This is a genomic window from Aquabacterium sp. CECT 9606, assembly GCF_918741295.1.
In the GTDB taxonomy this organism is placed as follows: domain Bacteria; phylum Pseudomonadota; class Gammaproteobacteria; order Burkholderiales; family Burkholderiaceae_C; genus Aquabacterium.
In genome coordinates this window covers 592,075-606,796 of record NZ_CAKKNB010000001.1, presented here as the reverse complement: position 1 = coordinate 606,796, position 14,722 = coordinate 592,075, and the positions used below count along the sequence as shown (strand labels likewise).

The 14,722-nt window shown below is 64.8% G+C and carries 12 protein-coding genes; 7 read left to right on the top strand and 5 right to left on the bottom strand.

The genetic code is table 11. The features are described 5' to 3' along the window. The first annotated feature begins 66 nt into the window (after positions 1-66). Positions 67-282: a hypothetical protein gene (locus LQ232_RS02780; RefSeq protein ID WP_230178734.1), complete on the top strand. Its 216-nt coding sequence runs from the start codon at positions 67-69 to the stop codon at positions 280-282. After that, positions 279-824: a DUF1415 domain-containing protein gene (locus tag LQ232_RS02775; RefSeq protein WP_230178732.1), complete on the top strand. Its 546-nt coding sequence runs from the start codon at positions 279-281 to the stop codon at positions 822-824. The genes LQ232_RS02780 and LQ232_RS02775 overlap by 4 nt, the downstream gene beginning before the upstream one ends. Here the strand turns inward: LQ232_RS02775 and arfB are convergent. From arfB to LQ232_RS02750, 5 genes are read right to left on the bottom strand one after another with little or no spacing between them, the layout of a single operon-like run. Continuing rightward, on the bottom strand, positions 821-1,222 hold the full coding sequence (arfB, locus tag LQ232_RS02770) for an alternative ribosome rescue aminoacyl-tRNA hydrolase ArfB (protein WP_230178730.1): 402 nt from the start codon (positions 1,220-1,222) through the stop codon (positions 821-823). The two genes, LQ232_RS02775 and arfB, sit on opposite strands and share 4 nt — an antisense overlap. Before the next feature lie 7 nt (positions 1,223-1,229). Next, positions 1,230-2,159 carry a Tim44 domain-containing protein gene (locus LQ232_RS02765; protein WP_230178728.1) on the bottom strand — a complete coding sequence of 310 codons (930 nt, stop codon included), beginning with the start codon at positions 2,157-2,159 and terminating at the stop codon, positions 1,230-1,232. 17 nt (positions 2,160-2,176) lie between these two features. Then, positions 2,177-3,685, bottom strand: a complete 1,509-nt coding sequence (locus tag LQ232_RS02760) for a hypothetical protein (RefSeq protein WP_230178726.1) — start codon at positions 3,683-3,685, stop codon at positions 2,177-2,179. Further along, positions 3,682-4,830, bottom strand: a complete 1,149-nt coding sequence (locus LQ232_RS02755) for a GGDEF domain-containing protein (RefSeq protein ID WP_230178724.1) — start codon at positions 4,828-4,830, stop codon at positions 3,682-3,684. The genes LQ232_RS02760 and LQ232_RS02755 overlap by 4 nt, the downstream gene beginning before the upstream one ends. Continuing rightward, entirely contained in the window at positions 4,823-8,380 is a 3,558-nt protein-coding gene (locus tag LQ232_RS02750) for an indolepyruvate ferredoxin oxidoreductase family protein (protein ID WP_230178722.1), read from the bottom strand. Before LQ232_RS02750 ends, LQ232_RS02755 begins: the two co-directional genes overlap by 8 nt. A 271-nt stretch (positions 8,381-8,651) precedes the next feature. Here LQ232_RS02750 and LQ232_RS02745 point away from each other — a divergent pair, with 271 nt between their 5' ends. The 5 genes from LQ232_RS02745 to LQ232_RS02725 are packed head-to-tail and all read left to right on the top strand — an operon-like array spanning position 8,652 to position 14,717. Then, on the top strand, positions 8,652-9,368 hold the full coding sequence (locus LQ232_RS02745; RefSeq protein ID WP_230178720.1) for a TetR/AcrR family transcriptional regulator: 717 nt from the start codon (positions 8,652-8,654) through the stop codon (positions 9,366-9,368). A 3-nt stretch (positions 9,369-9,371) separates the two neighbouring features. After that, positions 9,372-10,976 (top strand): carboxyl transferase domain-containing protein, encoded by a 1,605-nt coding sequence (locus LQ232_RS02740; RefSeq protein ID WP_230178718.1) that lies wholly within the window; start codon positions 9,372-9,374, stop codon positions 10,974-10,976. Positions 10,977-10,992: 16 nt separating this feature from the next. Next, entirely contained in the window at positions 10,993-11,787 is a 795-nt protein-coding gene (locus tag LQ232_RS02735; protein ID WP_230178715.1) for an enoyl-CoA hydratase/isomerase family protein, read from the top strand. Then, positions 11,787-13,772: an acetyl/propionyl/methylcrotonyl-CoA carboxylase subunit alpha gene (locus LQ232_RS02730; RefSeq protein WP_230178713.1), complete on the top strand. Its 1,986-nt coding sequence runs from the start codon at positions 11,787-11,789 to the stop codon at positions 13,770-13,772. The genes LQ232_RS02735 and LQ232_RS02730 overlap by 1 nt, the downstream gene beginning before the upstream one ends. Before the next feature lie 12 nt (positions 13,773-13,784). Beyond that, a complete protein-coding gene (locus LQ232_RS02725; protein ID WP_230178711.1) occupies positions 13,785-14,717 on the top strand; it encodes a hydroxymethylglutaryl-CoA lyase in 933 nt (310 codons plus the stop codon). The last annotated feature ends 5 nt before the right edge of the window (positions 14,718-14,722 follow it).

The following is a 14,722-nucleotide window of genomic DNA, read 5'->3' as shown; positions in this document are numbered from 1 at the left end:
GGCCATCAAACTTAAATGCGCCCAGCCCGAACCTGGGAAAATGCGCAGCCTTCTACCGGAAACCTCATGAACCACGCCCTTGCCCGCACCTGGTGCCGCCGCCTTTTCCCCTGGTTGAGCCTGACCCTCCTGCCGGGTTGCGCCGTGGTGGGCGCCGCCGCCACTGTGGCGGGCACGGCCGTGTCCGTGGCCGGCACCGTGGTGGGCACCGCCGTGTCGGTGACCGGCAAGGTGATCGAGAAAACCGTGGACGTCGCCACATCCGACGACGCGCAACCATGAACAAATTCACACACGATGACGTGATCGCCGCCACCCGCCTTTGGCTGGACAAGGCAGTGATCGGCCTGAACCTGTGCCCATTTGCCAAGGCCGTGCAGATCAAGCGGCAGATCCGGTATGTGGTGAGCGACGCCACCACCGAGGAAGCCTTGCTGGCCGACCTGCTGCACGAATTGGAGTTTTTGCAAAAAGCCGACCCGGAAGAGGTAGAGACCACCCTGCTGATCCACCCGGGTGTGCTGACGGACTTCCTGGACTACAACGATTTTCTGGAAGTGGCAGATGCCGCCGTGGGCGAACTCGACCTGGAAGGCGAGTTGCAAGTGGCCAGTTTTCACCCCGACTACCAGTTCGCGGGCAGCGATGCGGACGACATCGACAACTTCAGCAACCGATCACCCTACCCCACCTTGCACCTGCTGCGCGAAAGCAGCATCGACAAGGCGGTGGAGGCCTTTCCGGATGCGGCCAACATCTATGAGCACAACATCGAGACCCTGCGTGCGCTGGGCCACGAAGGCTGGAAAAAACTCTTTACCTAGTCGGTCACCCGGCCACGGGATGACTTGATCTGCGAGCGCTGGCTCTTGCCTTCCAGGCGGCGCTGCTTGGCACCATAGCTTGGCTGGGTCGCCTTGCGAAACCGCGGAGGCCGGGCCACGCTGTCCACCAGCTCGGCCAGGCGCCGCAAGGCTTCGATGCGGTTTTGCTCCTGACTGCGGTATTCCTGGGCTTTGATCACCAGCACGCCATCGGCGCTGATGCGGCGGTCGCTCAGGGCCAGCAGGCGCTCTTTGTGCTCGTCGTTCAAGGCTGACGAGGCGCGAATGTCAAAGCGCAAGTGGATCGCGCTGGACACCTTGTTGACATTTTGGCCACCCGCACCTTGCGCGCGGATGGCCCGAAGCTCGATCTCTTCGTCGGGGATGGGCACGTGCATGGAGCAATCAGGCGGTTTGCGCGATCCCAGCGATGGCCCACTCGCCGCTGCCAGCCCTGGCCTTGGCCAAGTGCCAGATCTCATCGAAGGTCGTGGTCGGCGCGTCTTTCTCTTCGCGGATCAGCCCATGGAAACGCACGCTGACGATCTGGCGATCAGCCTCATCGGCAAAATCCAGGACCTCGGCGTTCAGTTGGACCACATCGGTCACCTGGGGTGCGTTGCCACGGTCTTGCAACTCCAGCTTGAAGACGGCGAACATCTCGGGCGTGGAGAACTGGCGGAGGTCTTCCAGGTTGGCGGCATCGTTGGCGGCCTGCATGCGGATGAAGATCAGCTTGGCGATGCGTTCAAAGGCGGGCGCATCAAAGCCTGGGGGCAGGCTGGACGCCGTGCCTGCGGCCACCGAGGCAAAGCTGGGGCCGCTGAGCATGCCATCGCTCACGCCCTGAGGCGCGGACAGGTCACGGCTCATGGGTTGGGTGGGCGGCGCGGTGGGGCGACCGAAATCGTTGGGTGACAGGCGCGGACCGCCACTGGCTGCTGGCGCTGGCGACGAGTTGGAGAAGCGCTGCATGACCCAGCGGATGGCGAAGAAGGCCACGGCGGCCAACAACGCCATCATGATCATGTTGCCAAAAGCGGCGCCCATACCCAGATGGCTCATCAGGGCTGCGATGCCCAGGCCTGCGGCCAAGCCAGCGATCGGGCCCATCCAGTTGCGCTTGGGCGCCACGGTGGGCGGCACGGCCTGACCACCAGGGGCCACGGCGGGCTGGGCAGGTTGCTGCGCGGGCGAGGTGGGTGTTTGGCGCGCGGGCATCTGACGCTTCAAGCCAGACGAGCTGCCACCCCCAAGGCGCTTGGCCTCGACGTGTTGCGCCACGAAGGTCAGGCTGAGCACAGCCATGAACACGCTCAACAGGATCTTTTTCAATTCAATTCTCCAGAAATTCAACGGGCCGGCACACCGAATGCGAGGCCCCACGCCAATTCAAACACGGGGCTGTCGAGCCCGCCTTTCAAGGCGCGAATGCGACCGACGCCCAAGTGGGCCCTACTTTGGGGTCCCAAGTCCAAATTCAACCTGAGCATGGGTTGCACGACGGCACCGCCCTCGGTGTCCACACCACCGCCGCCCGCGGCCCCAGCCAGCAACTCGGCGCCGACGGACCACCTGCCAGCGAAAACCGGCGATTGCACGCCCGCGCCCACCAAACCCACAGAATACGCGCCCGCGTCGCCATTGAACGCGCTGTGGGCCTGTCCTGTTAAGTAAAGAAGTTCGGTCAGGGAGCGGCGCAACACCAACCCCACTGATTGCATGGATTTATCGGGGCCTGTCTTTCGCGCTGCACCATCCACGTGCTCCAGGGCCAGGTTCCATTCCATGCCTTCAATCCAGGAGCGTGGCGACAGGCGGCCCAGGGCGGCGGGCGCGTTGGACGGGTGATCGAGGTCCCACCCGATCGAAGCTTGCGCATAGCGTGCCCGGAAAGCGCCCTGTGGCGCGTTCACGGTGCCGCCTTCCAGCGACACAAAAAAATCGCGGCTCAGGTGCAGGCTGATGGAAATGCCGGCCTTGGCCAGCAGGCCGCCATCGGTGGGCACGGCGCCGCCACCCCCTAAGCCCAAAGCCGTCCTGGCCCCCACGGCCAAGGGGGTGCCTTTGATGGGTTGCTCAAATCCCAGGTTGGCCAGGATCTCGGCGTAACCGCCAGCGCCGCCGCCAGCAGCCCCGGCCGCCTCCATGCCCCAATAAACGTTGGGATGCAGCCAATGGTCGAGCCGAAACCCAGCCAGGCCAATGCGTTGCTGGCGCCCATCGCCACGCGGTTCACCGACCGCGCCCGAGATGCTGATGCGGTCAAAACCCATGCCTCCACGGCCCCAGATCGAAGAGCTTTTGCCCACAGCCGAGGGCAAGGTGTAGATGAAATCGCCATCCACGGCCATCACCAGGCCCGCCTGGTTGGATCGGATCTCACCGTTGGGGAAGCGCACGCTGGACGCTGACAGGCCTGCCCACACCCCCGGTCCGTCAGCAGGCCCGCTCAAGCGCCACAGCAGGTCGAGGTGCGGGCGCAACATCAGGCCGCCACCCACCGGTGCACCACCGCCACCACCGCCACCCGCAAACAGGCCGACCTCGAGACGCACACGGCTGGCCAGCGGCAGCCGGTAGGCCAACTCAGCCCCGCCGACAAAGAAGCCACCCCGGTGGCCGGTGGCCCCGCCATACACCGCGGGCCCGCCCAACCAACCCGGGGCGAACTCCATCAGGTAGCTGCCGCCCAGCAAACCCATGGCCTCATCCCCGGGCAGCGTGATGGTTTCGAAACCCAATCGGGTGGACACGGGCAAAGCGCGCGCACCGTCCGATGGTCGGGTCTGAGCCTGCGCCCCGGCGATGCCCAACAGGCACCACACACCAAGCCCCCAGAAGCTGATTTTTTGAGTCATCCCTCCATTGTGGCCGACAGGGCAGGCACGACATCGGCCCAGATCACAGTGCGGTTGCGGCCGGTTTGCTTGGCGCTGTAGAGCGCCTTGTCGGCCCGCTCGATGCAGGCCGACAGGTTTTCGCCGGGTTGGTATGCGCTCAAGCCGGCTGAGAAGGAAGGATGCAGGGCCAGGTGGTCTTGGGCCATGGTCACGTTCTTCAAGGAATCGCGCAGCCGCTGGATGCTCCGCTCCGCGTCCTGGGCGGTCGTGCCCACCAGCACGAGCATGAACTCCTCGCCGCCCCAGCGCGCCAGCACATCGGTTTCGCGGGTCATGCCAGCCGCGTGGTTGGCGAAATTGCGCAGCACTTCGTCGCCCACGTTGTGGCCATGCGTGTCGTTGATCTGCTTGAAGAAGTCGATGTCCAGGATCGCCAGGCAGAAATCATGGCCCGACGAACGGGACAGCCGCCGCTGGTGCTCGTCCAGCACCGCCATCATGTGGCGGCGGTTGTACAGGCCGGTCAGCTCGTCCCGGGTGGCCAGCACCTGGATGCGGTCCAGGGCCTGCGTCAGCTCTTCCTGCTTGGCGCGCAGGCGCATGCGCAGGTTGCTGAGTTGCGCCGTCAAAAGCGAGATGGTGGGCACCGATGCCACCACGATGGCAAAGTGCACCGACTCCAGCGCCACGGGGTAGCCCACCACATCGGTCACCGTCTTGTAGACCATGGCCACGCCCGTGAGCCCCACGGCGTAGGTGCCTGCGATCTGGGCATCGCGGGCCTTGAGGTTGAAGATGCCAAACACCAGCACCAGCGTGAGCAGCATCATCGTGGCACCGTGAAAGACCCCGGTGATGGTGTAGGCAGCCACGATCCAGGTCAGGGCAGCCAGGATCTGCGGCAAGGTCAAGGAGGGTTCGGTAAAACGCTTGTTCAGTCCACTGCGCAGCAGGGCGTACCAAACCAACACATTCAAGATGATCAAGCAGGATAGGACAGCTGCCTCGTTGGCGCGCATCAAGCCCTGCCGTGAAGCAAAGCCCATGATGCCAATGCACAGCACATAGACCGTGGCGGCCATCAGAGAACGGGTGATGCGCAACCGCTGCTTGGATTCGGTGCCAAGCAGCACCGTCAGAAGTCGCTGAATCAAGTCAGGCATCGTCCCCTGCCTGCTGAGTCAACTTCGCCCACCGGGCCTTGGCCTTGTCCATGCTCGCTTGCTTGATGTGGCCGTAGCCTCGGATGTCTTCGGGAACGCGGGCCAAGGCCAGCGCCGACTCGACATTGTCCATGTTCAAGGCGTTCAGCAGAGCGCCGATGCCCTGGCGATATCGTGCAATCCAACCGCGTTCCTCCAGGCGTTCTTGCGTGCGTCCAAATGGGTCGAAAGCCGTGCCGCGCACAACCTTGAGCGGTGCCAAGGCCTTGAACGCCAGCTTCATCCACGGGCCAAATCGTTGTTTGGTGGGCAAACCCTGGAGATCGGTCTTGCCCATGAAAGGCGGCGCCAGATGGTAAGAGAGCTGGTAGTTTCCTTCGAACTCCTGGGCCACTTTGTCGTGAAACCGACGATCGATCAGCAAACGTGCCACTTCGTACTCATCTTTGTAGGCCATGAGCTTGAACAATTGGCGGGCCACCACATCGGTCAGTTTGGTCGACCCCAATTTTTGCTCTGCCGCACGCACCTGGTTGACGAAAGCCAGGTAATCACCGGCATAGGCGGCGCTTTGGTAGTCGGTCAAAAATTGCACACGGGTCTGGATCAGGGCGTCGAGGTTGGTTGCGGTCTTGCGGACGATGTGGACAGGCTGGGCTGGCAAGGCCAGCGATTGCACGGCAGCCAGATCGTGGGCGGCGCGGCAGCCCCATTCAAAGGCCGCCTTGTTGTTGTCCACCTGCACGGCGTTCAACTCGATGGCGCGCAGCAGCGCGGCCCGGCTCAAGGGCACCCAGCCCTTTTGCCAGGCGTAACCCAGCATCAAGGGGTTGGCGTAGATGGTGTCGCCCAGCAACTGGGTGGCCAACTGGTTGGCATCCAGCCTGGACACCTGGCCTGCCAGCGCGGCCTGGTCGATGACCTCATCGCAATGGCCCGCCGGGAACTGCCAGTTGGTGTCGCGCACAAAAGCGGCCGTGGGCGTACCGTGGGTGTTGAGCGCCACGTGGGTGCGCTGGGCATGCATGGTGGCCAGGGTGCTGGCGTTGGCCGTGACGATGGGGTCGCAACCGATCACCAGGTCGGCCGCCGCCGTGGGCACGCGCGTGGTGTGGATGGCGTCCATGCTGTCGGCGATCTGGATGTGGCTCCAGGTGGCGCCGCCCTTCTGCGCCAGGCCCGCCGAATCCTGCGTGACGATGCCCTTGCCTTCGATGTGCGCGGCCACGCCCAGCAACTGCCCGATGGTGATCACGCCCGTGCCGCCAATGCCGGCGACGATGATGCCGTAAGCCTCGTGGGCCAAGGGGATCTTGGGTTCGGGCAGGCCGGGTAGCGCGAAAGGATCAATGCGTTGCTGGCTTTTGGCCGGTGACTTGAGCTGGCCGCCACTCACCGTCACGAAGCTGGGGCAAAAGCCCTTCACGCACGACATGTCGTGGTTGCAGGTGCTCTGGTTGATGTGGCGTTTGCGGCCGAACTCGGTGTCCACCGGCTCCACGCTCAGGCAATTGGACTGGGTGGAACAATCGCCGCAGCCCTCGCACACCAGCTCGTTGACGACGACGCGCTCGGTCACGGCCGGCATGGTGCCGCGTTTGCGGCGGCGGCGCTTTTCGGTGGCACAGGTCTGGTCGTAGATGATGACGCTGCAGCCGGGCACTTCGCGCATCAGGCGCTGCACGGCGTCGAGGTCATCTCGGTGATGCACGGTGGTGTCGGGCGCCAGGTTGGACACGGCCAGGTACTTCTCAGGTTCATCAGTGACGATGGCGATGCGCGAGACACCTTCGGCTTCCAGCTCACGACTCATCTCGGGCACACGCAGGGTGCCGTCCACGGGCTGGCCACCAGTCATGGCCACGGCATCGTTGAACAGGATCTTGTAGGTGATGTTGACCTTGGCTGCGATGCTCTGGCGCACAGCCAGCAGGCCCGAGTGGAAGTAGGTGCCATCGCCCAGGTTGGCGAACACATGCTTCTCGTCAGTGAAAGGCGCCTGGCCCACCCAGGTCACGCCCTCACCGCCCATCTGCGTGAAGGTGGTGGTGCTGCGGTCCATCCAGACCACCATGTAGTGGCAGCCGATGCCGGCCGTGGCGCGTGAGCCGTCGGGCACTTTGGTCGAGGTGTTGTGGGGGCAGCCGCTGCAGAACCAGGGCGCACGATCGGCGCTGGCCTTGGGCACGACCACAGGGGCCTGCTCCTTGGCCTCGATCAGCGCCAACCGCTGCGCGATGCGCTCACGCAGGTCGCGGCCCACGGTGTCCAGCATGCCCAGCTTGTCCAGGCGTTGCGCGATGGCCTTGGCGATCAGCGATGGGTTCAGGTCGGCCTTGGCGCGCAGCAACCAGTTGGAGGCCGGGTTGGACATGGACCACTCGCCACCGCTGTGGTCACCCAGCGTTTCGTTGAACTTGCCCAGCACGTTCGGGCGCACATCCTCGCGCCAGTTGTAGAGCTCTTCCTTGAGCTGGTATTCGATGACCTGGCGCTTTTCTTCGATCACCAGGATCTCTTGCAAGCCCGTGGCGAACTCACGCGTGGCACCGGCCTCCAGGGGCCAGACCACGGTCACCTTGTGCACGCGGATGCCAATCTGGGCGCAGGTCACTTCGTCCAAGCCCAGGTCGTGCAGGGCCTGGCGCATGTCGTTGTAGGCCTTGCCGCTGGCGATCAGTCCCAGGCGCGCGTGCTTCGAATCGATCACGGTGCGGTTCAGGCGGTTGGCGCGCACATAGGCCAGCGCGGCATACCACTTGTAGTCCATCAGCCGGGCTTCCTGCTCCAGCGGCGAATCGGGCCAGCGGATGTGCAGGCCACCGGGCGGCATGGCGAAGTCTTCGGGCAAGAGGATCTGCACGCGGTCGGGTTCAACCGACACGCTGCTGGACGATTCGACCACTTCCTGGATGACCTTCATGCCAGCCCACAGGCCCGAAAAGCGGCTCATGGCGTAGGCATGCAATCCCAGGTCCAGGATTTCTTGAGCGCTGCTCGGAAAAAACACCGGCAGACCGCAGGCCTTGAAAATGTGATCGCTTTGGTGCGCCACCGACGAGCTTTTGGCCACGTGGTCGTCACCCGCCACGGCGATCACGCCCCCGTGCCGGGCGGTGCCAGCCATGTTGGCGTGTTTGAACACATCCGAGCAGCGGTCCACCCCCGGGCCCTTGCCGTACCAAAGGCCAAAGACGCCGTCAAACTTCCGGTGCTCGGGGTACAGATCGAGCTGCTGCGTGCCCCACACGGCGGTGGCGCCCAGCTCTTCGTTCACCCCGGGTTGAAACACCACATGGTGCGCCTTCAGGTGCTCTTTGGCATTCCACAAGGCCTGGTCGTAGCCGCCCAGCGGAGAACCGCGGTAACCACTGATGAAGCCTGCGGTGTTCAGGCCCGCCGCCACATCTCTGGTGCGCTGCAGCATGGGCAAGCGCACCAGCGCCTGCACACCGCTCATGAAGGCAGTCCCATGTTCGATGGCGTACTTGTCGTCCAGCGTGAGCGACGCCAGGGCCTTGAGAACCGAATCGGGCAGTGGAGCGTTCATCACGAACTCCTCGCAGCCACATGCTGCAGAACCAGTGTAGAGATCTTGGCCCGGGCCGTCATCTCTTGAAGTGCCGAATAGTCCGCACCCCAGGCCTCAATCTTTGGCCTTGAAAACAATCTGGGGATGCCTTGGCGCCCGCACCACCCGGGATTACCCGGCGCGTTTCAAGCGCTGTTGCATTTCGCGTCTTCGGTGGTGTTTGTCTTGAAAAATTTTCCAATGTGAGTCGACATCGGTCAATAATTGAGTCGCACTCAATTATTTGATCATGTCAGCACTGCAACGCGTGGCCCCTCGTCGTGTGAAATCCCAGCTCCGTGTCACAGAGTTGCTGGCCGCTGCGCGCAAGGTCTTTTCTGAACAGGGCTTTCACCGCGCCACCACGGCCCAGATCGCCGAGGCCGCGGGCGTGTCCGAGGCCACCGTGTTCACCTACTTTCCGGGCAAACGCGAGCTGTGCATCCAGGTCATCAAAGATTGGTACGACGAGATCAGCACCGAGCTGGAACGCGAAGTGCCGCGCCTGCCTGGCGTGTACGCCAAACTCAGCCACGTGGTGCGCCAGCACCTGTGCACCCTGCTGGCCGACGGCTCGGGCATGTGCGCCCTGGTGCTGGGCGAGGGCCGCAGCAGCGCGCCAGAGCTGGCCGAAGTCATCACCGATTGCAAACGCCGATACACCGCCCCGCTGATGGATTGCCTGGCCCAGGCCGTGGCCGACGGCGAGGTGCGCCAGGACATGCCCCTGCGCCTGATGCGCGACCTGGTCTATGGCTCGATGGAGCACGTGCTGTGGGATTCGATCACCGCGCACAAGTGCCCGCCGATCGACGACACGGCCGAGCAACTGACTGGCCTGATCTGGAGCGCGCTGATGCCACGCGAGGCCTCGCTCGAGGCCCTGGCGCGCTTTCGCGATGAGGTGAACGCGGCCTTGAAACAACTGGACAGTCAACGCGCCCTCAAGAAGCGCGCGAGGAAGTGAACCATGCCTTTTGAATCCCTGATCAGCCCGCGCTCGGACGAGTTCAAGTCCAATGCCCAGGCCATGCAAGTGCTGCTTGACGACCTGGACTCGCAACTGGCACGCATCGCCCTGGGCGGTGGCGAAGGCCCGCGCGCCAAGCACGTGGCCCGAGGCAAGTTGTTGCCCCGCGACCGGGTCGAACTTCTGCTGGACCCAGGCACGCCCTTCCTGGAGATCGCCCCACTGGCTGGCCTGAACATGCACGACAACGATGCACCCTGCGCGGGCGTGATCGCGGGCATTGGCCGGGTGTCTGGTGTCGAATGCGTGATCGTGTGCAATGACGCCACCGTGAAGGGCGGCACCTACTACCCCATCTCGGTCAAGAAGCACCTGCGCGCGCAGGAAATCGCGCAGCAGAACCGCCTGCCCTGCATTTACCTGGTCGACAGCGGCGGCGCCAACCTGCCCAACCAGGACGAGGTCTTCCCTGACCGCGAGCATTTTGGCCGCATCTTCTTCAACCAGGCCAACATGAGCGCGCAAGGCATCCCGCAGATCGCCGTGGTGATGGGCTCGTGCACCGCAGGCGGTGCCTACGTGCCCGCCATGAGCGACGAGGCCATCATCGTCAAGAACCAGGGCACCATCTTTTTGGGCGGCCCGCCGTTGGTGAAAGCCGCCACGGGCGAGGTCGTCAGCGTGGAAGACCTGGGCGGTGGCGACGTGCACACGCGTTTGTCGGGCGTGGCCGACCAACTCGCCAACGACGATGCCCACGCGCTGGCCCTCGCGCGCCGCAGCGTGGCGCAGATCAACTGGCGCAAGACGCCTTCACAGGCCTGCATCGCACCGCGGCCCCCGCGCTTTGCGGCCGACGAGCTCAACGGCATCATCCCCACCGACACGCGCAAGCCCTTCGACGTGCGCGAGGTGATTGCCCGCGTCGTGGATGACTCCGAGTTCGACGAGTTCAAGCCTCGCTACGGCAGCACGCTGGTCACAGGCTTTGCGCACATCGACGGCATGCCCGTGGGCATCGTGGCCAACAACGGCATTTTGTTTTCTGAAAGCGCCAACAAGGGCGCGCATTTCATCGAGCTGTGCTGCCAGCGCAAGATCCCGCTGGTGTTTTTGCAGAACATCACCGGCTTCATGGTGGGGCGCAAGTACGAGAATGAGGGCATCGCCCGCGCGGGCGCCAAGATGGTGACGGCCGTGGCCTGCGCCGCTGTTCCCAAGTTCACCGTCATCATCGGCGGCTCGTTTGGCGCCGGCAACTACGGCATGTGCGGCCGGGCCTACAGTCCGCGGTTCCTGTGGATGTGGCCCAACGCACGCATCAGCGTGATGGGTGGCGAGCAGGCCGCCGGCGTGTTGGCCACCGTCAAGCGCGATGGCATCGAGGGCAAAGGCGGCCAATGGAGTGCGGAAGAAGAAGCTGCCTTCAAGGCCCCCATCCGCGAGCAATACGAGCAACAAGGTCACCCCTACTACGCCTCGGCCCGCCTGTGGGACGATGGCGTGATCCGCCCGGCGGACACACGGCGCGTGCTGTCCCTGGGCCTGAGTGCCAGCCTGAACGCGCCGATTGGCGACACACGCTTTGGCGTGTTCCGCATGTGAGCCCAAGGAGCACCCCATGAACCCGCCCACCCTCGACATTCAACACAACGGCCACGTGGCCCAGGTCTGGCTCAACCGCCCAGACATCCGCAATGCCTTCAACGACCAGACCATCCAGGAGTTGACGCACGCGTTTCAATCGATTGGCCTGGACCAGAACGTGCGCGCCATCGTCCTCGGCGCCCACGGCAAGGCCTTCAGCGCCGGCGGCGATCTGAATTGGATGCGCGCCATGGCCGATTACTCCTGGGCCGAGAACCACGCCGATGCCTCGCATTTGGCCGGCATGCTCTGGGCCATTGCCAACTGCCCTGTGCCGGTGATCGCGCGTGTGCAAGGCGACTGCTACGGCGGTGGTGTGGGCCTGGTCGCGGCCTGCGACATGGCTGTGGCGGCGGACAGCGCGGGCTTTTGCCTCTCCGAGGTCAAGCTGGGGCTGATCCCCGCCACCATCGCGCCCTATGTCATCCGCGCCATCGGAGAACGCTCCGCCCACCGCTACTTCGTGACGGCCGAGCGCATGAACGCGCAGCGCGCTCAGGCCCTGGGCCTGGTGCAAGAGGTGTGCGCGGTCGATGCGCTTGACACCGTGGTTGACGGGCTCTTGCACGCCATCGTGGCCAATGGACCGCACGCCGTGCGGGCCAGCAAACGGCTGATCCGCGAGACCGCCGGGTTGCCGCTCACCGCGGGCCTGCGCGACCAGACCGCGCGCACCATCGCCGACATCCGGGCCAGCGACGAAGGCAAGGCCGGGGTGAACGCATTCCTGCACAAGACCACGCCACCGTGGCAGGGCAAGGCCAACTGATGTTCAATAAGATCCTCATCGCCAACCGCGGAGAAATCGCCTGCCGCGTCGCCGCCACCGCGCGCCGCCTGGGCGTGCGCACCGTGGCCGTCTACTCCGATGCGGACGCCAACGCGGCCCATGTGCACGCCTGCGATGAAGCGGTGCGCATCGGCCCCGCTTCACCCCGCGAGAGCTACCTGCTTGGCGAGCGCATCCTGGCCGCCGCGCAAGCCACAGGCGCGCAAGCCATCCACCCCGGCTACGGCTTCCTGAGCGAGAACGCGGGCTTCGCAAAAGCCTGTGTCGATGCCGGCTTGGTGTTCATTGGCCCGCCTGCCTCCAGCATCGCGGCCATGGGCAGCAAGTCTGCCGCCAAAGCCTTGATGGAAAGCGCTGGCGTGCCCCTGGTGCCGGGCTACCACGGCGACTGCCAGGAAAGCACTTTCCTGCAAGCCGAGGCCGACTTCATCGGCTACCCCGTGCTGATCAAAGCCAGCGCGGGCGGTGGCGGCAAAGGCATGCGCACGGTGCAGCGAAGCGAGGATTTCTCGGCCGCCCTCGCCTCCTGCCAGCGCGAAGCCACCGCCAGTTTCGGTGATGACCGCGTGCTGGTCGAGCGCTACGTCACGCGGCCCCGCCACATCGAGATCCAGGTGTTCGGCGACAGCCACGGCAACTACGTTCACCTGTTCGAGCGCGATTGCTCGGTGCAACGCCGCCACCAGAAAGTGCTGGAAGAAGCCCCCGCCCCTGGCATGAGCCCCGAGCGCCGTGCCGAGATGGGTGCCGCTGCCATCGCCGCCGCGCGCAGCGTGGGCTATGTGGGCGCGGGCACGGTGGAGTTCATTGTTGAGCAGGGTGGCAGCTTCTATTTCATGGAGATGAACACGCGCCTGCAGGTTGAGCACCCCGTGACCGAAGCCATCACGGGCCTGGACCTGGTGGAGTGGCAGCTGCGCGTGGCCTCGGGCGAGCCCCTGCCATTGACGCAAGATCAACTGGCCATCAAGGGCCACGCCATCGAAGCACGCATCTGCGCCGAGAACCCCCTGCAGCAATTCCTGCCCGCCACCGGCCCCTTGCGCACCTATCGGCTGCCGACATCGTCCAGCTTCAGCGCCAGCCCCGTGCGCGTGGACAGCGGCGTGCGTGAAGGCGATGAAATCTCGCCCCACTACGACTCGATGATCGCCAAGCTCATCGTGTGGGGCCCTACGCGCGACCAAGCCCTGGCCCGGCTGGACGCCGCCCTGGGCGACCTGCACATCTCCGGGCTGCACACCAATGTGGCGTTCGTGCAGCGCATCATCCGCACCCTATCATTTCAACAGGCCGACCTGGACACGGCCCTGATTGAACGCGAGCAGGCCGCGCTGTTCTCGCCAACACCCTTGGCACCCTTGCTGGCGGTGGCCGGCCTGGCAGCCCGCCTGTTGAACGACGAGGCCAGCAGCGTCACCGCCGACCCGTGGTCGCAGCGCGATGGCTGGCGCTTGCATGGCGCCGCGCGCCGGGCATGGCCGCTGATGCTGGACGGGTCACCGATCACCGCCTGGTTGACCTGCCAGTGTGGTGGGCCATACCTGCTTCAGTGCGGAGAACTGCACGCCTCGTTTGAAGCCAAAGCATTGGCCCCCGACCGGTTTGACGTCACCTTGGCCGGGCAACGCCTGACCCTGGCCGTCTACCGCGACCGCGATCACTTCGAGGTCTTCGCCCCATATGGCCAGGCCAAAGTCAACCTGATCGACCCCTTGGCCCAGGCCAGCACCGCACATGCTGGCGGGCGCCTGACCGCCCTCATGCCCGGCCGCGTGGTGGCCCTCCTGGTGAAGGTGGGCGACACCGTCAAGGCAGGCGACGCGCTGGCCGTGACCGAAGCCATGAAAATGGAACACACCATGACCGCGCCGCGTGACGGCGTGGTGTCCGAACTGCTGTGCGCCCCGGGCGACCAGGTGCCCGAAGGCGCCGAGTTGCTGCGCCTGGCCGAAAAACCTTGAGAAGAACAAGCCATGCTGCCCCAACACGTCACCCTCGTTGAAGTCGGCCCACGCGATGGCCTGCAGAACGAAGCACAAACCGTCAGCGCCGCCGACAAGGTCGAGCTGGTGCACCGTCTGCAGCAGGCAGGCCTGACGCAGATCGAAGTCACCAGCTTTGTGAGCCCCAAGTGGGTGCCGCAGATGGGCGACAACGCCGAGGTCATGGCCGGCATCCAGCGCCAGGCCGGTGTGCGCTATTCGGTGCTCACGCCCAACATGAAGGGCTTTGAGGGCGCCCTGGCGGCCAAAGCCGACGAGGTCGTGATCTTCGCCGCCGCCAGCGAGGCCTTCAGCCAGCGCAACATCAATTGCTCCATCGCCGAATCCATCGAACGCTTCAGGCCCGTGGTCGAGGCCGCGCACGCGAACGGCATGAAAGTACGCTCGGCCGTGTCTTGCGCGCTGGGCTGCCCGTATCAGGGCGAGGTCAGCCTGGACCAGGTCGACGAGGTGGTGCAGCGTTTGCTGGGCATCGGCGCCGACCACATCGGCATCGCCGACACCATTGGCGTGGGCACGGCAGGGCGCGTGCAGGCCGTGATGGAACGCGCGCTCAAGCGCGTGCCCATCGACGAGCTGAGCGGCCATTTTCACGACACCTACGGCCAGGCCCTGACCAACATCCACGCGTGCCTGCAACTGGGCATCCACACCTTTGACAGCAGCATCGCCGGCCTGGGCGGCTGCCCTTACGCCAAGGGCGCCACCGGTAATGTGGCCACCGAGGATGTGGTCTACCTGCTGCACGGCCTGGGCATCAGCACCGGCTTGAACCTGGATTGGCTGGTCGATGCCGGCGCCTTCATTTCCAACGTGCTGGGCCGCAAACCGGTCTCGCGCGTGAGCAATGCCTTGCTCGCCAAAAGAGCAGCGCAACACCAAGCGGCCCAGACCGCGGCCTGAGCGGG